The following is a 21,544-nucleotide window of genomic DNA, read 5'->3' on the forward strand; positions in this document are numbered from 1 at the left end:
AAGCTATTGATCAAATAGGGCATTAATCTTTGTTCATCGAGTGATTCCAACGACTATCTGACTCAAAGCACTTAAAGGCACAGGAACAAGTTAAGGGCGTGAATGACCTAACGCTTTGCGGTAAAACCTAACCACGGACACAATTGCGCCCATCGGATTTGGCTTCATACAAGGCTTTATCCGCTCGGCTAAACAAGGTATCGGCATCATCGCCTTCCTGCAAAGACGCTAAACCGATAGACACAGTGATGGCGCCCAAGGAGAGTTTTTTATCTTTACCTATGGCTAAGCGCCGCTCAGAAATCCGCTCCCTTAGGGTTTCGGCCACTTGCAACGCATCGTGGAAATGGGTATTGGGCAACAGCACCACAAATTCTTCGCCGCCATAGCGGGCGACAAAGTCATCCCCCCGCACACATTGTTTGAGGGCGAGCGCCACATAGGCTAACACCTTATCCCCCACTTGATGGCCATAGTTGTCGTTAAACACTTTAAAGCGGTCAATATCAATGAGTAATAAGCTGCAACGGGTATGTTGCTGCTCGGCGCGGTGGATATGATCTTGAATGGCAATCTCGTAGGCGCGGCGGTTATGCAATGAGGTTAATTGGTCCGTCATCGCCGCCAAACTTAAATTTTCCATTTCGGTCTTTAAGTTTTGTACCTCCTGCCCCATGGCGCTCAGGCTCTGCTCCATGGTTTGGTTATTGACGAGTAAACTTTGCATTTCATCAATCACCCCATCCACTAACTGATTGAGCGTGCACACATCCGGCTTAGTCTGAAGCTGTAGGCCAAAGTCCGCCAGAGTGCTTGAAAATGCCTCCGTTCCCTGATTTAACTGAGTGATTTTACTGATCAGCGAGTTGATCAATATCTGAGTTTCAATTTGAACGTTCTCGATAACTTCGGGGGATTTCTCTTGAATAAAATTCTTATACAGACTGGTATTTACCTCCTTAGTGAACACCACTTTATTCGCCAGAAAGCCATCGATAGCGCGATTTAAGTCGAGATTCGTCTGGGCAAAATACTCATACCAAACCGTGTAATTCTCTGGGGTAACCGGAATATCGAGCGCCGACATTTGTGGCACGGCTAAACGCAAAATTTGCGCCGCTGAATCGAGCTCTTTAGTGGCAGCAGGAGATGACATGAGTCGCGCACCTAGTGTTGTTATTTTTTTGTATAACTTAAGTTAACTCAACTGCTTCGATTTGGATACGGGACACAATAATTATTATGATAAGGCGCAAAAAATAAAGGAGGATGTTGCCATCCTCCTTTATGTATTCACATACCCGCTGAACTTAGCCGCGGCAGCGAGCAAAAATATCTAACTTAGGCTGATACACTTGGGTCTGAACATTCATTAATCCCAGCAGACTGTCGAACAGATTGTCGTGGGAGAAGCCGCCCTTCTCGGCCTCTTTGGCTAAACACGCCATATTCAAATGGTTGTCTTGGCTGAAATCCTCCGACACCCAGGCCAGCATAGGAATACTGGTCTGTTCAATCGGCGCAATACCGTACGGCGCGCCATGCAAATACATGCCTTTCTCACCCAGAGATTCGCCGTGATCCGACACATAGAACATGGCGGTATCAAACTTAGCCTGTTGCTGTTTAAGCTTATTCACCACTTCACTGATAATGTAATCGGTATACAAAATCGTGTTGTCATAGGTGTTCATCAGCTCTTCGGCGCTGCAGTTTTGAATGTCGCTACGCGGGCAATCCGGCGTAAATTTACGGTGCTCTGGTGGATAACGCAGGAAGTACGTCGGCCCGTGGCTGCCAATCACATGCAGGGCAATCACAGTGTCTTTCTGCTCCGCATTGGCTAAGGCTTCGTCGAGTTTATTGAGCAGCACTTGGTCGAAACAATATTGGCCCGAGCAGAGTTCTGGATCGCTATTCAAGTCAATAGTGATGTTTTCAACCTGATCGCATACCCCTTTACAGCCAGAGTCATTATCAAACCACTGCACTTTAATCCCGCCGTGATTTAACACATCGATGGCCGTGTCTTGGGCATAGGCGCGGCGAGAATCGTAATCCTCACGTCCCATACGCGAGAACATGCAAGGCAGCGAGACCGCAGTGGCCGTACCGCAGGAATGGGTATCTTTAAAGGCAATCAAGCCTTGTCCCTCTGTGTAAGCATTGGTCGGTTTATCATAACCATAGTATTGATAGTTCATTGAACGGGCTGTCTCGCCCACCACCAGCACTAACAGGTTAGGTTTACCATTGGCATTGGTTGTAACATTTTTGGCATCCAAGCCCAGTTGTTGGTATTCAATCGGCGTTTGCAAATAGTGCACATTAATGTACTTAGCGGCCGCACCAATAAAATAGGTCGGCACAATATAACGCTTGATCTCATCGTTATTGCGGCCAAAGGCGGCGTAATCTTGGAAATAGAAGAAGGCGATAATCCCAAGCCCCGCTAGCATCGCCAGCATAAACAAGACTTTATGCAGCAACTCTTTGAAAAATGGCTTGTATTGGATATCGGCTTTGTAAATCAAATAGGCGGGTAAAATCCCCGTGAGCAGCATGTTGAGGATAGAAGCAAAGTTCACATACATCAAGGCTTCGGCGCTGTTGGTTTGAAAGGTGTTTTCAATCATGCCGTAGTCGAACACGACATTGTATTTGAGCGCCGCAAAAAACACGCTAGATGACAGCAGCGTGAGAATGATGAAAAAGGGTTTTACCAGGTATTTCACCGTAAACAGCGAAAACACAAAACTCAGTGCAAAGGTTAAAAACAGTGGCATGGATGCGATAAAAATCGGCTCCACATCGGGCTGTTTTTCAATGCCTTTCTTGATGACTTCAAAGAGTGGGATATTAAAAACGCAAACGTAAAATAATGCGGTGATAAAGGTGAAGCGGTTCACGGTTAGAGTTTTAAATCTCGTCAGCACTGGTAATGCTCTCTTAAATAAATAGTGGGCCGAAACTAGCTTAGTTTTCTTAAGGGAATCTTATGCCTAAAAATGAATGTCATCTTAGCAACTGAACTTGGCCTACTCAATAAAATGATTAATATTATTAACAAGTTAAAATACGGATTAAAAAAACGGCCGAACCTCAAGGCATTCGACCGTTTTTTGCTCCCCAACCTATAGGGACTTGCTCGGTATTAATCGCGAATTGTTAAAATTTTGCTGTCACGCATCACGATTATTTTAACTGCTGTAATAAGTAGGCAAACGCCATCGAATTTAGTTCCGCAGCTTGATTATTATCTGCAGCGCCTGCGTGTCCACCTTCGATATTTTCATAGTAAAGCACATCGATGCCCATGTTCTTCATCTTGGCTACCATCTTACGCGCGTGTCCTGGGTGTACCCTGTCATCACGGGTTGAGGTAGTGAAGAACACCTTAGGATACTGGGTGTCCTTGTGCAGATTATGGTATGGCGAATAGGTTTTAATGTAGGCCCATTCTTCAGGAACATCGGGATTACCGTATTCCCCCATCCAACTTGCGCCGGCGAGTAACTTATTGAAGCGGTACATGTCGAGTAACGGCACTTGGCAGACCACGGCATTGTAGAGATCGGGACGACGGGTAAAAGCGGCGCCCATCAACAAACCACCATTACTGCCACCTTGAATACCTAAATGCTTGCTCGAGGTAATCTTACGGGCGATGAGATCCTCGGCGATGGCTTCAAAGTCCTCGTAAGCCTTATGACGATTCTGCTTAAGTGCCGCTTGATGCCACGCAGGCCCATACTCACCGCCACCACGAATATTCGCCAGCACATACACACCGCCCTGCTCTAACCAGTTTTTACCAATGGTTGCAGAATAGGCTGGGCGCAGTGACACTTCAAAACCACCATAACCATAAAGCAGTGTTGGATTGCTGCCATCGAGCTTAAGATCTTTTGCCATCACCACAAAATACGGCACTTTGGTGCCATCCTTTGAGGTCGCAAAATACTGCTCGGTGGTAAATTTATCCGCCGCAAATTGCTGAGGCATACCTTTCATCTTTTGCGGTTTTAGCGCCTTAGCATTGACGGTATACAGGCTCGATGGCTCAAGGAAGCTTGTGTAATTAACAAAGAAATCATCGCTGTCGCGCTCCATATCCATCACGGTTAGCGCGCCATTGGCCTCAAAGGGGACGGGCGTACTTTGCCATGCGCCCTTCGCGTCTTGCTCGTAGCGAACCAGTTTGCTCTTCACGTTATCGAGCCAATTAACAAAAATAGCGCTCTTACTGAAACTTAGCTGGGCGATTGATGCGGTCGGCGTTGGGCTGACAAATTCAGTAAAGGATGCTTTTTGGGCAATCAAATCCGCCACATTGGCGTACACCACGGCGCCTTGGCTGAATGTCGCTACTGGTGTTGCTAAGTCACCCTTAAGCTCAATAAACAATTTGCCTTGGAAATAGCCTTTGATCTCGGCATCTTGTGGGAGCGGCAGCTTAGTCAGTTTGCCGTCTTGGTAAACATATTGAGTGGCGGTGTAAAAGGTATGCGCCTCAGTAACTAGGCTCAGCGGAGTTTTGTCGTCAAACATCACCCAACCCGACACCGCAACCGAGGTTTTGTCGCCACTGAAAATAGTTTTCGCTTGCTCGAGCGGCGTACCACGTTGCCATAACTTCACCACGCGAGGATAACCCGAGTCCGTCATGCTTTGGTCATCGCCAAAATCGGTACCGACAAAGGCCTGATCGGTATCAATCCAACTAAGGCTAGATTTCGCTTCTTTTAAGAAGAAAGGTTTATCTTTCGCGGGCACAAAGTCTTTGGTGCTTAAATCAAATTCACGCACTTCGACCGCATCGGCGCCGCCACGGGATAAGGACACAAAACAGCGCTGATTCTGTGGATACTGGCAATCAATCCCCTTGAACACCCAGTTGACCGCTTCGGTTTTACCTAAGGCATCGACATCGAGCACGGTTTCCCACTTTGGATCCGCCTTGGCGTATTCTTCCATCGTAGTGCGACGGTAAATCCCGCGCACATGGGTATCGTCCTTCCAAAAGTTATACAGCTTATCGCCAATATGGGTGGCGTAAGGAATACGCTCTTTGTCATTGAGGATAGCGAGGCTGTTGGCAACTAAAGTATCGAACCCTTTGAAGGCTTTTATTTCGGCGGCAGAAGTAGCATTTTGGGCCTTAACCCACTCCATCGGCTTTGCGCCTTCAACCTCTTCGAGCCAAATATATTTGTCTTCTTCGGCGTGGAGTTGACCACTCATAGTGAGTACCCCTGCAATGCACCAAGGCAGTAATTTACGATTCATGTTATTCCTTTTTAGACAGAGTCCTTGAACAGAGCCCTTAAATTGAGTCCATCTTGATTTCTGCCCTACATTACCTTAATTGACCTCCAGTTCAACCTTTAATACAACAAGAATGTAACAAAAGGTAAGATATTGTAATCACGGATGATTAATCGAGAGTGAATCGAAAATATTCGAGATGTTATGCCATAAAAAAGCGCCCATCGGGGCGCTTTAATCGATATTGAATGGCGAGCTAACTCTGCCATTAAAACTCTTGGTTCATCCGCGTCAGCAGACTCAGCAGTAAGCTGCGCTCCTCTGCACTCATCTTAGCGGTGAGATCGGTCGTTAATTGCAAATGCAGCGCATCATGCTCGAGGAACAGCGCCTGACCTTTCTCGGTGAGCTCGACCAGAATCGAGCGTCTGTCACTCTCATGGGGACGGCGCATCACCCATTGGGATTCGACCATTTTATCGATTTGTACTGTGAGCGTGCCTGTGGTCACGCCGATTTTGTCGGCCAGTTCCTTCATTCGCATCGCGCCGTGCACACCCAACAACTCTATTGTGTGGACCTGCGATAAGCTAAACCCCTTATCGCGCACAATAGCATGCTCCCACGATGATAATTTTTCATAAAACTCAATAATCACATGGTTCAGGGCCTGATCCGTAGAATGGGCGGACGCGGCTGATAAAGCATCATGCGGGTGTGCAACTGTCATTAGGCTTCCTTAGCCACACACTCACGTTGACGGCAAGTATGCAGCTCAATGGTAATATGGGATAACTCAGGGAACTTAGTCAGTAACTGATTAAAATAACTGGCTTCTTTCGGTGAGTGAGACACAATGGACACCATCATAGCATGGTGATCGGCACTCACGCGCCAAATATGTAAATCGGCGACTTGATGATCCGGTACCGCCTCAATGGCCTCACGCACTTTGCGCTGTAGCGAGGCCTTTACCCCACCGTCCAACAGAATTGGACTGGTCTGTTGGATAAGCCCCCATGACCAGCGGCTGATAATAATCGCGCCAACAATCCCCATAATCGGATCGAGCCAGGTTAAGCCCATATATTTACCGAATAACAGCGCTGCAATCGCCAGCACTGAGGTTAACGCATCGGCTAATACGTGGAAATAAGCCGCCCTTAGATTGTGATCATGGCCCGAATGACCGTGTGAATGCCCGTGGGAATGACCCTGTGCCTGGCTGTGTGAATGGTCGTCATGGTCATGGTCATGGTCATGGTCATGGTCATGGTCATGGTCATGGTCATGGTCATGGTCAGCAGCATGATGATCGTGCCCATGGCAGCAATGATTATCTTGATGATCCTTATGGTCATCATCTTCATCGTCGTGATCATGGTCGTGTGAGTGACTGTGCGAATGTCCATGCGAGTGGCCGTGTGAATGCCCATGTGAATGTCCATGGTCATGGGAATGATGATCCTTCAACAGGAACACACTTAATACGTTCACGCTTAAGCCAATCAGGGCGACAAAAATCGCTTCATTAAAGTGAATATCCTCAGGGTTAATCAAGCGCATACCCGATTCAATTAACATCACTAAGGCCACTAAGCCCAAGGCGATGGCGCTGGTGTAACCGCCAAGCACACTCACCTTTCCAGTGCCAAAGGCAAAGGCCGGATCATTGGCATGCTTACGGGCATAGGAATAGGCAAATAAGGTGATCATAAAGGCGGCGGCGTGGGTGCCCATATGCCAACCATCGGCCAGCAAGGCCATAGAGCCATAAATGGTTCCCGCCACAATCTCGGCCACCATGGTAATCACGGTGAGATACAACACATAACGGGTATTTTTTTCGCCTGCGGTATTTTGGTTAGAAAATCCATGGGAATGTTGCCACTGCGCGACAGAATGCCCAAGCCCAGTACTCTGCATCGGCTTCTCGGTTGAAGATGTTGTTTTCATTATTTTTTCCTAAGCGCTTTGCCCTAGCTTGCATAAATGTGTAAGCGTAAATTCATGCAGCAAGAGCAAACACGCTGTGGTGATTGATGACTTCTGCCGCCAGTTTAGTTTGAAAATCAAAATATATAAATATCAAAATAATCATTTTTCAAACTATTTGCATAAGTGTTGCAACAAATCACAAAATTTTAAACGCAGCAAAGTACCAACCACATTCACAAGGCTCGGATAGACAAGGCATAAACTCGAAACGTGGCAGCGATAAAAACGATAAGGCAAATAACACAAAGGCGCTTAAATCAATCGACTTAAGCGCCTCTGCATGGGAAGGGATTTGAAGGCAATATCAGAACATGGATACAAAGAATGCACTGAAAAATAAAGCAATTACAACTGTTGTACCTAGCGCCATTTTTAGTTCGGTGTTCATATTCACTCTCCTAGTTGGTATAACCCCATTATTATCAAGGCTGAGATAAATGCCTATATTGAGATAGTTATTTTGTGAGCAAGAGCTAAATAATCGTGCACTTTTCACACCGCACCGCCAAACACAGTGACGCAGCTCACAAAGCAATAACTTCCCTAGCGCACGCAATTATCGAAATCAAGACCGGGCAATCCATTTATTCGATTAACATTCCGGCATGATTTACGGCAAATTTTGATATACTGCCGCCGTAATTCATTGACCGAGATAATCCTATGTCACAACTGTTACACACCATGCTTCGCGTCGGTAACTTAGAACGCAGTATCGCTTTTTACACTCAAGTGCTGGGCATGAAGCTGCTCCGCACCTCAGAAAACCCAGAGTACAAATATTCCCTCGCCTTCGTGGGTTTCGGTGAAGAATCAACGGGCCAGGCCGTCATCGAGTTGACTTACAACTGGGGAACGGAAAAATACGATCTCGGCACGGCCTTTGGTCATATTGCCATCGGTGATGAAGACATTTATGCCCGCTGCGAAGCCATTGCCGCTGCGGGTGGTAAAGTGACTCGCACACCCGGCCCTGTTGCTGGTGGCACCACTGAAATCGCCTTTGTGGAAGACCCCGACGGTTATAAGATTGAATTTATTCAAATGAAATCGGCGACCCAAGGTTTAGGTTAAGCCTATTACCTTCCCGCCTGATATAAAACGGCGTTTGCATACCCTGCAAACGCCGTTTTCTTTACTCATGAATAAATGCCAATACTAGGGATTACCGCTTGCCCTCGGCGGCCATGGCGATACGGCTGCTGCGCTTCTTCTGCCAAATGGGCAAACGCCACGCGAGCAACAAACTAAAGCCAAGGATATACAGACTCGGTTCAATAATTTCGGATTTTACCGACCAATAAAAATGAATCGGCGCCAGTATCGCCACGATATATACCCCATTGTGCAGCGTTTGCCAGCGGCGGCCCATTTTACGCATCAGGGCTTTAAAGGATGTCAGGGCTAGCGCGGTAACAATCACATAGGCCAGTGCACCGACTAAAATATAAGGCCGCTTCGCCACTTCACTGAAGAATAGCTCCCAGGCAAACAGCAGATCTAAACTAAAAAACGCCACAATATGCAAGGTCGCATAGGCAAACACGTACAAACCAACTAAGCGGCGTGTCTGCATCAACCAGCCTAATTTTAATCCCTTAGCAAGGGGGGAAATCAGCAGTGTGGCCGCCAACGCATTTAAAGCGCCAATGCCAGTAAAGTGGATAATATGCTGCACGGGATCGCCGCCCGCACGGCCCGACAGCACTGTAAAAACCAACCAAGCAATCGGGATAAGCCCAATCAAATGAAAGACTAACTTTACCCAGAGCAGCTGTTTTGGCGTGACTCTTAACGCCGTGATATTGAACATAGGACTCCTACTCTTTTAACTCTTTCAAGGTACTAGCCAGTATGCTGCTAGATATTGCAGCTCGTTCAATAAGCGCAATCAATGGCGCCTAAACAACAGCCGTCAAGTGAGTTAATAAAACTGCCTCAAATCCATACCTTCATATAACGAGGCGACAAATTCGCCATAACCATTAAAGGGCTGAGTATCGATGCGTTTTGCCGAAAACAAACCGCCCTCGCCGATGCGCCGCTCGCTCGCCTGTGACCAACGGGGATGATCCACCGCTGGGTTCACATTGGCATAAAAGCCATATTCATGGGGCGCAAGCTGGTTCCAACTGGTGGGCGGCTGCTTGTCCATCACCCGAATGCGGACGATGGATTTAATGCTCTTAAAACCGTATTTCCAAGGTACCACTAAGCGGATAGGCGCGCCGTTTTGCGGCGGCAAGGTTTTACCATAGAGTCCGACCGACATCAGCGTCAGCTCATTCATCGCCTCGGCAATGGTTAAGCCTTCCACATAGGGATAATGAATGCCACCGCCCATTAGACGGCTCTTTTGCCCCGGCATTTGCTCAGGTTCGAAGGCGGTTTCAAAGGCAACATACTTGCCTTTACTGGTCACGCCGACTTTTTTCAATAAAGCGGCTAGCGGAAAGCCTACCCAAGGTATCACCATGGACCAAGCTTCGACGCAGCGCAGGCGGTAAATGCGTTCTTCCAGCGGAAACAGCTTAGTCAGATCTTGATAATCGAGGGTCATGGGGCGCTCCACTTCGCCTTCGATACGTAATTGCCAAGGGTCGACCTTAAACTGCTGGGCGTTATCAGACGGATCCTGTTTGCTGGTGCCAAACTCGTAAAAGTTATTGTGGGTGGTGACCTTATCGACGGGAGTCAGCACTTCGTCCTTACCAAAGCGGCCATTGGCCTCGAAGGTCAATGGAGTAGTGATAAAGCTGGTTTTGGGTTGTTCGCCAAACAGATCGAATAATCCCGCCTGCACATAACCCGGAACGCTAGCCCCAATCGCGCCAAGACCCATGGCTTTGACTATGTGACGGCGCGCCTTAAACACCGACTCGGGTGTCACTTGATTATCTTGGATATGCCAGCGCGCTTTTTTCAAAATACCCGGTGTAAAACGTGATTGATTAGCCAATTGACACCTCTGCAAAAATAAATGTTATGTACCGGCGCTGACTCACCCTCTGCGCTCGCCCAAAAAGCCTCAGGTACATTTACCTGTGTTGATAAGCTGTAGGGATATAGACACAGATAACAGCAAAAAAATTTCATCCCTCACAGTATCTCAACTTAAGCGACTAAGTCTTGCTCATTTGAGTCATCGTCTAAACAGATTGTTAATTAAAGCACTTGAAGCCTTTTTGGGGGCATGCGACCCTAGGCGCCACAGCTAAAGGAGTGCTAATAAGATGCCATTTTCTCAATCTTTTTCCCTCGCCCAGATCATCGGTCTTCTCGCCGTGGCCTTTTTAGGACTGTTAATCGGTGCCCTACTCAATCAACGTCTCACCCGCTCACGCTGGCAACAGTTTAAAGACGAATTAGAGCAAGAAATGCGGCAAGTAAACGAAGACGCCGAGCTCTCCCTCGCCCAGCAGCAAGTTTTAGTCGACGACAAAGATAACCAACTGCGCCAATGCCAACAGCGCTTAGAGCAAAAGATAGAACAACTGGGTAAAGCCGAAGCCATGGCCGAGCGCCTGCCGAGTGTTGAGCAGCAACTTGCCGACAGCCATCGCCGCCAACTTGAGCTCCAACTGGCCTTATCCAAATCCAATGCGATGCAACAGACCATTCAGGCCAAGGCCGATGCCCAGCAATCCGCCATGCAGGAGAAAATCGCCACCCTAGAAAGTGCCGAAGTGCGCCTACAAACTCAGTTTGAGAACCTTGCCAATCGTATTTTCGAAGAGCGCAGCGAAAGCTTTAAGCATCAAAACGCCAATCAGTTAGAAGGTGTGCTCGGGCCGTTGAAGCAACAGTTAGAAGGCTTTAGACAGCAAATTCGCGAATCTTACAACCATGAACACTCGGAACGCAGCGCCCTTAAGCATCAATTAGAACACCTGCGCGAACTCAACTTAAAGATGAGTCAGGATGCCATTAACCTGACCAAAGCTCTAAAGGGCGATAACAAGCAGCAAGGTAACTGGGGCGAAGTGATTTTAGACCGCGTGCTGCAAGAAAGTGGCCTGCGTGAAGGTCACGAATACCACACCCAGCAAGATCTGAAAGACGACAGCGGCAAACGCTTTAAGCCAGATGTGATCGTGCATTTGCCTGAAAATAAAGACGTGGTTATCGATGCCAAGATGTCGCTCATCAGCTACGAGCGTTATTTTAATAGCGAAGATCCGCTGGTGCGTGAACAGGCCATCAATGAGCATGTTTTATCGATCCGCAATCATATTAAGGGATTAAGTCAAAAGGATTATCAGCGTTTACACGGGCTCAAAAGCTTAGATTATGTGCTGATGTTTATTCCGATTGAACCCGCGTTCTTACTAGCCCTAGAGCATGATCCAAGTCTTGTTAACTTTGCCCTCGAGCAAAATATTATGCTGGTCAGTCCAACCAACCTCTTGGTTGCCCTGCGAACAATCAATAATATCTGGCGTTACGAGTATCAAAACCAGCACGCCCAAACCATTGCCAAACAGGCGGGTCGGATCTACGACAAACTCTGTGGCTACCTCGACGATATGGAAAAACTCGGTCGCGCTCTCGATAACGCCGAAAAAACCTATCACAGTGCCATGAACAAATTGTCATCGGGCAAAGGCAATTTAGTGCGTCAAGCACATTTAATGCAGCAACTAGGTGTTGATACCAGCAAGCAACTCGATAAGATGTTACTTGAGAAGGCGCTTAACGAAGCCTTAGACGAGAGTGATGCGCAGGACAGCGGTGATAATCAAACTCATCGCGATACGCTTTTGACCCATACTGAGGATGCCACCGCACTCGAACAATAACGATCAACACGCAGTTTAAAAGCCAATAACTCATAATCCTGAATCGATAGGGAAAAGTCGATTGTAACCTTGATGCCCGGAGGCAAGTTCTGCATGTGCAACCCATTGACAAAGATGGTGTTATCCAGCGCAATTATCATCGCAGGGGCATTTAATGCCTCTGCGGCTTTCGCGTTAACTTCTACCCAGAAGACCTTTCTCGAGGCTGAAAAAGCCTTAAAGAAACAAGACTATGCCACCTACAAGCCCCTGCGTGCTAAGTTAGGCGATTATCCGCTGGCGATTTATCTCGACCATGATATCGACATTGGCAAGCTTAATGATTTACGCGGCAACGACGCTAAGGCCATGATAGATAAGTATCAAACCACGCCTATGTATCAACGCCTGCGTTCAAAATATTTATTAAATGCCGGCGGCCAAAAGCGTTGGAACGACTTTTTGAACCTCGCTCAAGACGCGCCGACCGATGTCAGGCTGCAGTGTTATTTCTATGAGGCCAAACTCGCCAAGGGCGAAACCCAAACCGCCTACACGGCGGCGCAGTCACTTTGGGTCTATGGCGATTCCCGTCCCAAGGAATGCGATCCCCTCTTCAATGCTTGGACCAAGGCCGGTAAACGCACTCAGGATGTGATTTGGGCGCGGATGTTACTGAGTTTCGATGAGGGCCAAACCAGCCTGCTAAGTTACCTATCGCAAAAAATCACCGTGCACAGCGCCGAGGCAAAACGCTTAGTGGCGGTGTTTAAAGATCCCAATAGCCTGCGCCATACCGAAAAATTTAAGGATAAAAATCCTATCGTTGGCGATATCGTCGCCGCAGGCTTAAAACGCCTTGCCCGTAAGGATCTCGACCAAGCCATAAATTTGTATACTCGGTATCAAAAAGTGAAACGCTTTACTCCAGCACAGGACCAACAGCTGCAAAAGTATCTAGTACGCCGCGTGTTGATTGAGCAGGATGATAACTTCAGAGACTGGGCCGATAACCTGCTGCCCGAGATGAAAAGCGATGATATGTTCGAGCGCCGCTTACGCTGGGCGATCCGTGAACAAGACAGCACCCATATCGCGCGCTACTTAGATTTATTATCGCCAGAAAGCGCAGCCAAAGAGCGCTGGCAGTATTGGTTGTATCGCACTAACGCGAAACACGCTCCCGAAAGCGCCACTAAGGCGTTAGCGGCGGTCAGTAATGAGCGCAATTTTTACGGTTTTGCCGCATCGCAGTTATTGAATAAGCCCGTCTCCTTAAATCAAAGTCCTGAGCCTGTGGTGGATGGAACCAGTCAAAAACTCGAAGACGATTTAGGCTTTGTGCGCGTATTGGAGTTGATGGCGCTGGATCGTTACTTCGATGCCCGCTATGAATGGGTCGCCCTGCTAAAACGCAGCAATAATGAGATGCGCGCCCGCTATGGCCGTTATGCCCACGATCAAGGCTGGTATGACTTTGGCGTAGAGGCCAGTATTCAAGGCAAACTCTGGGATGATATTCCCCTGCGCTTCCCGATGGCGCATCAGTCAGACTTCGAACACGCCAGTAAAAAACACAAGGTCAATATTGATGAAATCCGCGCCATTAGCCGCCGCGAAAGTGCGTTTTTCCTCTATGCGACCTCGGGTGTCGGTGCCCGTGGTTTAATGCAGATTATGCCCGCGACCGCCAAGGCAACAGCCAAGAAACACGGGGCTAAGTACAACGATCCAAAGGATCTGTACAGCGCCGAGCTGAACTTAAACTTAGGCAGTGCCTATTACGCACAATTGTTGAAGGATTTCAATCAAAACCGCGTGTTAGCAACCGCCGCCTATAACGCTGGCCCCTCGAGGGTTCGCCGCTGGTTAGCGGAGTCGAATGGAAAGCTCGATGCCATGAGTTTTATCGAGTCCATTCCCTTCACCGAAACCCGTGAATATGTGCAAGCCGTGTTAAGTTATCGGTTAATTTACGAGGCGCAAAAACAAAAGCCACAGCCTTTGTTTAACGAGGCTGAGCTCAAGTTCCATTACTAAGCCGCGTTGCGGAAATGGGATAGTAATCAACAGTAATCAAGGTGCCATTGGCCACCTTGATCATTTTTGGCAACATCAAGATGCCGTTTTATCCCAAGGTTTAACCGTATGAGTGTTTAATCGGCAAACGCGCTCAAGCCAGGTAAACTTGTTTGCACTCTTGGCCACTAAATGCGAATAATTAGCGATTAGTCATTTAACACGCCAGTCTCGATGCTCAATCTCAGCGGTTTATCCTTAAGTTGCGAATATCAGCCCTTCGTCTGTCCCCATACTCAACGCATTCATGGCTATGAAGCACTCGCCCGTTTTTACCTCGAGCAGGGTCAAGCCATCGCGCCGAATCTAATCTTTGAGCAATTACACGAAGCCAGCGAACAACTGGCGGCGGTCGAGTTTCAGGCAAAAGCCTTTCAGCTCAAACACGCCCCACAGAACCAGCGTTTATTTGTGAATGTGGACCCCCACGCGGTGGATGGCGCGCATACCCAAAAGTTACTCGACCTACTATCGCAGCATCCGCAATTGACGGTGGAAATCATTGAAAACACCTGCGTGAGTGATGCCGAGCTCGCGAATCGCTTGTTCCATCAATTTAAAGCGGCCAATATTCAAGTGGCGCTCGATGATATCGGCGCCCCCCACTCCATGCTCTCCATCGATTTAATGATGAATGTGGATTACCTCAAATTTGACCGCTACTGGCTTAAATTAATCGACGCGCCCCATGGCATCGCCCTGCTCGGCGCCCTGATTGAATTTGGCAAACGTACTGGCAAACAATGCATCCTTGAAGGCATAGAAACCCAAGCCCAGCTCCAGCAGGCCCGTGAACTTAATATCGATCTAGTACAGGGATTCCTATTCAAACCTTGGTTTATCCGCCCCGAGCAAAGCGAAAGGTTAATTTGTTAGGGATAATAAGGTTTTATTCAAAATGGCAGAGTGAATGTAGATTCGCTGCCATTGATAAGTTAAGGGTTATTAGAATCGAATAATCACATAGTGCAGATATTGATTGTCATCGTTTCCCCTGTGACTCGCCGCCTATTTATTTCTCAAGAAGCATCCCTACAGGCTCGACGGCGGTATCCATACCGCCAACAGTCACAGTTGCAACAATGCCAACCTTAACGACCATTGAACTGTTCATCTGGCTAAAAGCTTGTTGCCCCAAAACGAGATAAGTTTGTCGTCAGGTGTGCAGGATGAATTGTCATTGTTTCCCCAGTGACACGCCGTGAATATGTCCCTATAGGCTCGACGGCGACATCCATGTCGCCAACGGTCACTGTTGCAACAGTGACAATTTTGACGACCATTGAACTGTTCATCTGGCTAAAAGCTTTATGCCCCAAAGTGAGCTAACAAGTTGTCTGTGGTGCGGTCGAAAGCAGGCTTTCTAGCCTAAAAATTTTCATCCTTAATAACTCAACTATTGCAATTCATACCGATGACTAAAGGCTGGATAGGCACACAGTCATATTTGAAAAATGATGATTTTTATCCTAACTTTGCGCGCGTTTTCGCATTTGAATACAAATAAATATTTTTAAAATCATGTATATATAAACAGCATCGATTAGATAATAGGTTTGGAAAACGCGTACGCGCGTTTTTCCAGATGGTGTATTTGGCAGAAAGCTGATAAGTTCTTTGCATACAGATAGTTAACTGTGCGCGTTTTTACTGGTCCAACGAGATAAACGCGCATGCGCACGAATAAAATGTTAGGCATCAGGAGGAAAAATGAGTAAATCGATAGATTGGTTCTGCAAGATAGTAAGGGTTGCCGGTGTTAACTTCCCAGGCGCAGCATCGCTTGTTCAGTTCCAAGCTGAACTTGATAGTATGGCGATGTCTAAGCGAATTGAAAAACTCGAAGATCCAATTAGCTATCTTCATGAAGATATCCAAGAGGTATCAAAGTTAATTTATGCTCAATTAGTTACGTGTGACTCTGTAAATCTCGATTTTGACGATGATTTTTATGTAAAGTATTCGCGCCCACTTGCCGCATTAACTAAATCAGGTTACATATCTCAAAATAACGTACTAGGGTCGAGGATTCCTTTGGGTATAAATCTAATTGATCCGTCATTTATTCTCTATATGTGTGCCATCGCCGGCGATAACAAAACTATGGAACGCTTGGTCAAAACTGTAGACGAATGCCCGGTTGGTCAATGGCTTAATGGCAAAGTTCTAAAAGAAGAACTGGTTATTCCTCTTTATGTAATACGCGCGGTTTTTGAAGTTTATGAAGCTAAGGGCTATGGTCTGTTATCGCGTGAAATTGGTTCGTGTAACTACATGGGAAATGCCTAACAAACTGTTCAAGAGGGATTCTCAACGCATGGCATTTTCACTATGCGTTGGTTTTAGTGTTTAAGGTGGTATACGGCGGCATGGGTATTGCGTTGCTCACCCCTTAACAGGGCGTTAGGTGTTACTAAGGAATTGAACCAACTATGGTTAGCGTCGCAGAAAATTACAAAAATAAAGTCAGGAACCAAGTTGGTAATATTGCGGTTGTCGTTGCGCTTAATCTCGGATTCGCTTCCTTTAACGCATCAATACTAATAGACGTAGCGATAATGACTTTTCTTGGCGTACTTATTTATGTGTACAACTCGAGAGTTGCATCTTTCGGCATTGTAGTATTTGGTTGTATTGCCATCTACTTACATTTACCGCATTTTACTGAAGCAAGTGGTTGGAGGTTAGTTTCGCTTGCATGGCTAGTTATTTCTGGTGTGATTTCACTCTATTATTCAGTTATTTTCCATGCTAAAAACACCTAACAAGCGCCATCAAAATGCCGTTGCGCGGCTCGACTCACAACACGTTGCTCGCGTTTGTGGCGGCGTTACCCATAGAATTTTTTATCCGAAACTCAATAATTAGAGTTGGGAATCTAACATGCTTTTGTCCCAAAACGTGTTGTTTATTTCTTTAAAATTTACAGGCGACACCGATGCTAAATAGGTGAGCTGTGGCGATTAGCGAGACGACCGTCCGCCTCACGGACGGGGTGGTCGAGCATCCACGGATGGACTTGCTGCGCGTCGTTGAGCGAATGCCATGGCTCACCTATATACCTAAGCTTCAAGCTCAAAGCAGTAAGATCCTGCATGAGATTACTTAGCAACGACTCACTAAGCCAATTGATTTCACAGTAAAAGCGACTAGCTAAGCGCGACATATTCCGCCATAGTGGTAGAGCGAATGACCTTATCCATGCACAAGGAGTTTCCCGTGGCACATTCTGGTTTAAGCCAACTATTACAACAACTTGAACAAGTATTATTAGGCAAGCCACGGCAAATTCGCTTAGCCCTCGCCTGTATTCTCGCCCGTGGGCACCTATTAATTGAAGATTTACCCGGCATGGGCAAAACCAGCCTGTCCCATGCCCTCGCCCAAAGCCTCGGCCTTAGCTATCAACGTATTCAATTTACCAGTGATATGCTGCCCGCCGATATTCTCGGGGTATCGATTTTTGATAAACACCAAGCGCAATTTGTGTTTCATCCGGGGCCGATTTTTAAACAGATGGTGCTAGCCGATGAGATTAACCGCGCCAGCCCTAAGACTCAGAGCGCCTTGCTCGAGGCGATGGCCGAGCAACAAATTTCTGTCGATGGCGTCACCCACAGATTACCTAATCCCTTTTTTGTGATTGCCACACAAAACCCCACGGAGCAATCGGGCACCTTTCCGCTGCCCGAATCCCAACTCGACCGCTTTATGATGCGGATTTCCATCGGTTATCCTAGCCATGATGCGGAGCTAGCGATGCTGAAAAGCGAGCAAACGCCGCAAACCCTCGATAATTTACCCCAATGTTTAACCCCGCTGGCGTTAACCCAGTTGCAGGAACAATGCGACAAAGTCGCGGCGTCCGATGCGCTGCTCAATTATGTCTTAGCCTTAGTGCATGACTCGCGCAACCAAACCGATGCCGTCGGCTTATCGCCCCGCGCAACCAAAGCCCTGTTGCAGGCGGCTAAAGCATGGGCATTTTTAGAGGGAAGACACTATTTAGTCCCCGAAGATGTGCAAGCGGTGTTTTGCAGCGTGGCCGAACATCGACTGCGCACCAGCAGCCAATTGCAGGGGGAAGCGCTCTCGGAGCGGATCCTCGCCAGCGTCAATCCCATCATGTAATGCCTTGCTAATCATATCGATAAGGATGCTCAGACTATGATGAGGACAGGATGAAACGAGTATTGACGGCTTTCTGGCAACGCTGGTTGGCAAGGCGCATGCCGCCCAGTTCTGAGTTTGTCCTCAGCCATCGCAGCATCTTTATTCTGCCCAGTGGCTTTGGTTTAGTCTGGCTTGCTCTGGTACTGCTGCTGTATCTGTTTGGCACTAACTATCAAAATAACCTAGTGATTGGGCTGAGTATTTTGCTACTCAGTCTATTTAATACCTGCATCCTCTACAGCTATAAAAATCTTGCGGGTTTGCGCCTTCGCGCGCTCACAGCACCTGAGGTGTATGCGGGCGAAACCATTACCTTTCCGGTCCTGCTCACCTCAAGTCACAGCAGCCACAATATCAGCCTAAATTACCCCAATAATTTAGCTTACTTACTCAAACAAGTCGGCGCCGATGAGGTGCAAGCCTTGGTCTCGTTTGCCCATGATCGCCGCGGCCTAGTATCGCCTGGGCGACTTAAGATTGAATCCTTTTATCCCTTAGGGCTTTGCCGCGCTTGGTCCCATATTGATCTCGATAATGCGCACATTGTCTACGCCCATCCGATTGAAAGCCCTTTGCAGCTAAAAGCGGCCACCGAATCCGGTGAGGACGAACGGTTAGAACGAGCCGGAAAATACATTGCCGGCATCGATGAATACAAAGGGCTTAAGCCCCATGTGCTCGGCGAATCTCTCAAACAAGTGGCATGGAAACAATGGGCTCAAGGGCGCGGCATGTTAACCAAGGAGTTCGAGCAGCCTCAGGGCGATCCCGTGTGGCTAACCTTAGTCCCCGATCCCGCGCAGCTTGAACAGCAATTAGGTCAGCTCAGTTGGCAAGTCAACCATTTAAGTCAGCAGGAGCAATATTTTGGTCTGTGGCTACAGCGTGTCGGGGCGGAAGATCTGATCCTCACACCCGATACAGGCAATGCCCATCGTATCGCCTGCCAAAGGGCACTGGCACTTTACGGACAAGATATCAGCACGCTGGATAAAACCGATAAACTGATGAATAACCAAGGCGTTAGCCATAAGCACCCGCTTCCTCCCCATGGGCAAGGCGTTCATGCCGCAAAAATGGAGTCGCGGCGATGACAACGCAAACTTCGACGCATCAAAAAGTGAATCCATCTAAGCTGACAACCTATCATGCCAATGGGCCGCAGACGGGGGACAATATCAGCCGCCAAACGCTTTTTTGGCTGCTGCTCACCAATATTGCGGTACTCAGCCCCCTATTCGATAAAACGACGCCTTGGACCCTTGGGATCTGCGCCATTTGTCTCGTATGGCGAGTCGGCATCTATGTCGGCAAAGTGGCAAAACCACCACGCTACTTAGTCACTAGCCTTGCCATTGGCGCGGCAATTACGCTCGCGTTGGTATCGGGAGAGATTGGGCTATTAAACGCCTTAGTCAACCTGCTGATTTTAGGATATGCCTTAAAATACATTGAGATGCGAAGTGTTCGAGATGTGCGTGCCGTGGTGATTGTGGGCTACTTTTTAATTGCACTGACCTTTATCGACCACCAATCCATGCTCAATACCGTGCATTTAATTGGTGTCACTATCATTAATACCTGCGTACTGGTGACCCTGTATCAAAGCAAACACAACTGGCAGCACACCGCTTGGATTGGCGCTAAATTATTGCTGCAGAGTGTACCTCTGGCGCTGCTGCTGTTTTTGGTGTTGCCGCGCTTTGCCCCGCTCTGGCTAGTCCCCAATATGAAGGAAGCCCAAACCGGACTCTCGGATACCCTTTCCGTGAGCGACATTAGCAAACTCACCCGCTCCTCCGCATTGGCTTTTAGGGTGAGCTTTACCGAGGCAAGACCCATCCAAGCCGAACTCTATTGGCGCGCGCTGGTGCTGGAAGATTACGACGGTCAAACCTGGCGCCAAGATGTCGGCATCAAACAAATTCAAAAGGATGCGCTGTTTTTTCCGCCCTCAAGGCCAGATCCCGCACGGCAACTCCCCTTAGCGATGATGGATGATACCGGCAACCATGCGCCGCAGCGATACGACTATCAAGTGATTGTTGAACCCAGCCACCAGCCTTGGTTATTCGGGCTCGATGTGGCCTATAGCCAAGATGAAAAGGTCATCAATCTACCCGATTATCGGCTCTATTCCCTACGTAATGTCGATCAGCGCATGGGCTACAGTGCCCGTTCATTTCCTAAGTCCCAAATGGATCTCAAGTTAACTGCCAAGCAGCGGCAAATAAACCTGAAACTGCCCGAAGACACTAACCCCAAAACTCTGGCGCTCGCCACCGAGTTTAAGGCCAACTATCCCGAGCCAAAGCTGCGTCTACTCGCCATGATGGGTTATTTTAATCGCGAACCGTTTTTCTACACCCTCACCCCGCCGCCCATTGGCCCGCAGCAAGTTGATGATTTTCTGTTTGAAAATAAAGCCGGATTTTGCGCCCATTACGCCTCCGCCTTTATCTTTATGGCGCGCGCCACTGGCTTACCCGCGCGTATGGTCACGGGCTATCAAGGGGGCGAATACAACCCGCAGGCCGATTACCTGAGTGTGTATCAATATATGGCCCACGCTTGGGCCGAAGTCTGGCTCGAGAATGAAGGTTGGGTACGATTCGATCCAACGGCCATGGTCGCCCCTAACCGTATCGAACAAGGCTTCGATGCCGAGTTTTCCCCCGAACAAAGCTACCTGCAAGAAAGCCCCTTTAGCAGTTTGCGCTTTAAAACCATGCCTTGGCTCAATGAGTTAAGGCAGCGCTTTGCCAGCCTAGATTATTACTGGAGTCTCTGGGTGCTCGGTTTCAATCAGGAGCGGCAAAACAAAGTGCTAAGCGGCATTCTAGGGGATGTCACTAAAACCAAGGTGGCGGTGTTTATGAGTGTGTGTATTAGCCTTATCGGCCTCTATATCGCCTACAGTGTGGGGCTGTTTCGCTTTAAACGGGAGCAGGATCCCATCAGCGCCAAGTACCAAGGCATTTGTCAGCGCCTCAGTAAATTTGGCATCACTCGCCCCGCTCACCTTGGCCCGAATGCCTTTGCCGAGCAGCTTATTGACACGCACCAGCAGCAATCCCCAGAGTTTTGCCGTGAGTTTGACACCCTGACCCAAAGCTATGTCGCGCTGAAATACCAACAGCTTGCGGACGGTGACTATCAAGCGGCGTTAAAGCGCTTTAATGCTGCCGCTAAAGCCCTTAACTGGCGACTATTTGGCCCGGGTAAACAGTTAAAATAGGCGGGATAAA

16 protein-coding genes are annotated in these 21,544 nt (G+C 48.0%); 9 read left to right on the top strand and 7 right to left on the bottom strand.

The window, feature by feature from the left end; all coding sequences use genetic code 11:
• Positions 1 to 127: 127 nt before the first annotated feature.
• The 5 genes from K0H60_RS11125 to dmeF all read right to left on the bottom strand — a co-directional run bounded on the left by K0H60_RS11125 (position 128) and on the right by dmeF (position 7,224).
• Positions 128 to 1,156, bottom strand: a complete 1,029-nt coding sequence (locus tag K0H60_RS11125; RefSeq protein WP_011717177.1) for a GGDEF domain-containing protein — start codon at positions 1,154 to 1,156, stop codon at positions 128 to 130.
• 154 nt (positions 1,157 to 1,310) lie between these two features.
• The gene (locus K0H60_RS11130; RefSeq protein ID WP_220055748.1) at positions 1,311 to 2,936 is read right to left on the bottom strand and encodes a phosphoethanolamine transferase; all 1,626 of its coding nucleotides are present in this window, start codon (positions 2,934 to 2,936) and stop codon (positions 1,311 to 1,313) included.
• A gap of 259 nt (positions 2,937 to 3,195) precedes the next feature.
• On the bottom strand, positions 3,196 to 5,289 hold the full coding sequence (locus K0H60_RS11135; RefSeq protein WP_220055749.1) for a prolyl oligopeptidase family serine peptidase: 2,094 nt from the start codon (positions 5,287 to 5,289) through the stop codon (positions 3,196 to 3,198).
• 247 nt (positions 5,290 to 5,536) lie between these two features.
• Entirely contained in the window at positions 5,537 to 5,998 is a 462-nt protein-coding gene (locus K0H60_RS11140; protein ID WP_011622868.1) for a MarR family winged helix-turn-helix transcriptional regulator, read from the bottom strand.
• Positions 5,998 to 7,224 carry a CDF family Co(II)/Ni(II) efflux transporter DmeF gene (dmeF, locus tag K0H60_RS11145; protein ID WP_220055750.1) on the bottom strand — a complete coding sequence of 409 codons (1,227 nt, stop codon included), beginning with the start codon at positions 7,222 to 7,224 and terminating at the stop codon, positions 5,998 to 6,000. Before dmeF ends, K0H60_RS11140 begins: the two co-directional genes overlap by 1 nt.
• 705 nt (positions 7,225 to 7,929) lie before the next feature.
• Here dmeF and gloA point away from each other — a divergent pair.
• Positions 7,930 to 8,340 carry a lactoylglutathione lyase gene (gloA, locus tag K0H60_RS11150; RefSeq protein WP_220055751.1) on the top strand — a complete coding sequence of 137 codons (411 nt, stop codon included), beginning with the start codon at positions 7,930 to 7,932 and terminating at the stop codon, positions 8,338 to 8,340.
• A 91-nt stretch (positions 8,341 to 8,431) separates the two neighbouring features.
• Here gloA and msrQ read toward each other — a convergent pair whose 3' ends face one another.
• Both msrQ and msrP read right to left on the bottom strand, forming a co-directional pair.
• A complete protein-coding gene (msrQ, locus tag K0H60_RS11155; protein ID WP_220055752.1) occupies positions 8,432 to 9,079 on the bottom strand; it encodes a protein-methionine-sulfoxide reductase heme-binding subunit MsrQ in 648 nt (215 codons plus the stop codon).
• Between the two features lie 111 nt (positions 9,080 to 9,190).
• Positions 9,191 to 10,225, bottom strand: coding sequence for a protein-methionine-sulfoxide reductase catalytic subunit MsrP (msrP, locus tag K0H60_RS11160; RefSeq protein WP_220055753.1), 1,035 nt, complete (start codon positions 10,223 to 10,225; stop codon positions 9,191 to 9,193).
• A 274-nt stretch (positions 10,226 to 10,499) separates the two neighbouring features.
• Between msrP and rmuC the strand changes: the two genes are divergently transcribed.
• The 8 genes from rmuC to K0H60_RS11205 all read left to right on the top strand — a co-directional run bounded on the left by rmuC (position 10,500) and on the right by K0H60_RS11205 (position 21,534).
• Positions 10,500 to 12,065: a DNA recombination protein RmuC gene (gene rmuC / locus K0H60_RS11165; RefSeq protein ID WP_220055754.1), complete on the top strand. Its 1,566-nt coding sequence runs from the start codon at positions 10,500 to 10,502 to the stop codon at positions 12,063 to 12,065.
• Between the two features lie 93 nt (positions 12,066 to 12,158).
• A complete protein-coding gene (locus K0H60_RS11170; protein WP_220055755.1) occupies positions 12,159 to 14,084 on the top strand; it encodes a transglycosylase SLT domain-containing protein in 1,926 nt (641 codons plus the stop codon).
• Positions 14,085 to 14,297: 213 nt separating this feature from the next.
• Complete coding sequence (locus tag K0H60_RS11175) at positions 14,298 to 14,999, top strand: EAL domain-containing protein (RefSeq protein ID WP_220055756.1); 702 nt, start codon at positions 14,298 to 14,300, stop codon at positions 14,997 to 14,999.
• Between the two features lie 834 nt (positions 15,000 to 15,833).
• Entirely contained in the window at positions 15,834 to 16,412 is a 579-nt protein-coding gene (locus K0H60_RS11180; protein WP_220055757.1) for a hypothetical protein, read from the top strand.
• Between the two features lie 143 nt (positions 16,413 to 16,555).
• Positions 16,556 to 16,888, top strand: a complete 333-nt coding sequence (locus K0H60_RS11190; protein ID WP_172591499.1) for a hypothetical protein — start codon at positions 16,556 to 16,558, stop codon at positions 16,886 to 16,888.
• 454 nt (positions 16,889 to 17,342) lie between these two features.
• Positions 17,343 to 18,254: an AAA family ATPase gene (locus tag K0H60_RS11195; protein WP_220055758.1), complete on the top strand. Its 912-nt coding sequence runs from the start codon at positions 17,343 to 17,345 to the stop codon at positions 18,252 to 18,254.
• 50 nt (positions 18,255 to 18,304) lie between these two features.
• Positions 18,305 to 19,390, top strand: coding sequence for a DUF58 domain-containing protein (locus K0H60_RS11200; protein ID WP_220055759.1), 1,086 nt, complete (start codon positions 18,305 to 18,307; stop codon positions 19,388 to 19,390).
• A complete protein-coding gene (locus tag K0H60_RS11205) occupies positions 19,387 to 21,534 on the top strand; it encodes a transglutaminase TgpA family protein (protein ID WP_220055760.1) in 2,148 nt (715 codons plus the stop codon). Before K0H60_RS11200 ends, K0H60_RS11205 begins: the two co-directional genes overlap by 4 nt.
• Positions 21,535 to 21,544 lie beyond the last annotated feature (10 nt).

Origin of the sequence: Shewanella mangrovisoli (assembly GCF_019457635.1) — a bacterium.
Lineage (GTDB): Bacteria > Pseudomonadota > Gammaproteobacteria > Enterobacterales > Shewanellaceae > Shewanella > Shewanella mangrovisoli.

What these genes read in the sequence shown, in the direction of transcription:
- K0H60_RS11190 (WP_172591499.1), top strand. Translation starts at nt 16,556, where the DNA reads ATGGTTAGCGTCGCAGAAAATTACAAAAATAAAGTCAGGAACCAAGTT.
- K0H60_RS11200 (WP_220055759.1), top strand. Translation starts at nt 18,305, where the DNA reads ATGAAACGAGTATTGACGGCTTTCTGGCAACGCTGGTTGGCAAGGCGC.
- K0H60_RS11205 (WP_220055760.1), top strand. Translation starts at nt 19,387, where the DNA reads ATGACAACGCAAACTTCGACGCATCAAAAAGTGAATCCATCTAAGCTG.
- K0H60_RS11180 (WP_220055757.1), top strand. Translation starts at nt 15,834, where the DNA reads ATGAGTAAATCGATAGATTGGTTCTGCAAGATAGTAAGGGTTGCCGGT.
- K0H60_RS11140 (WP_011622868.1), bottom strand. Translation starts at nt 5,998, where the DNA reads ATGACAGTTGCACACCCGCATGATGCTTTATCAGCCGCGTCCGCCCAT.
- K0H60_RS11135 (WP_220055749.1), bottom strand. Translation starts at nt 5,289, where the DNA reads ATGAATCGTAAATTACTGCCTTGGTGCATTGCAGGGGTACTCACTATG.
- msrQ (WP_220055752.1), bottom strand. Translation starts at nt 9,079, where the DNA reads ATGTTCAATATCACGGCGTTAAGAGTCACGCCAAAACAGCTGCTCTGG.
- K0H60_RS11170 (WP_220055755.1), top strand. Translation starts at nt 12,159, where the DNA reads ATGTGCAACCCATTGACAAAGATGGTGTTATCCAGCGCAATTATCATC.
- rmuC (WP_220055754.1), top strand. Translation starts at nt 10,500, where the DNA reads ATGCCATTTTCTCAATCTTTTTCCCTCGCCCAGATCATCGGTCTTCTC.
- K0H60_RS11175 (WP_220055756.1), top strand. Translation starts at nt 14,298, where the DNA reads ATGCTCAATCTCAGCGGTTTATCCTTAAGTTGCGAATATCAGCCCTTC.
- gloA (WP_220055751.1), top strand. Translation starts at nt 7,930, where the DNA reads ATGTCACAACTGTTACACACCATGCTTCGCGTCGGTAACTTAGAACGC.
- K0H60_RS11125 (WP_011717177.1), bottom strand. Translation starts at nt 1,156, where the DNA reads ATGTCATCTCCTGCTGCCACTAAAGAGCTCGATTCAGCGGCGCAAATT.
- dmeF (WP_220055750.1), bottom strand. Translation starts at nt 7,224, where the DNA reads ATGAAAACAACATCTTCAACCGAGAAGCCGATGCAGAGTACTGGGCTT.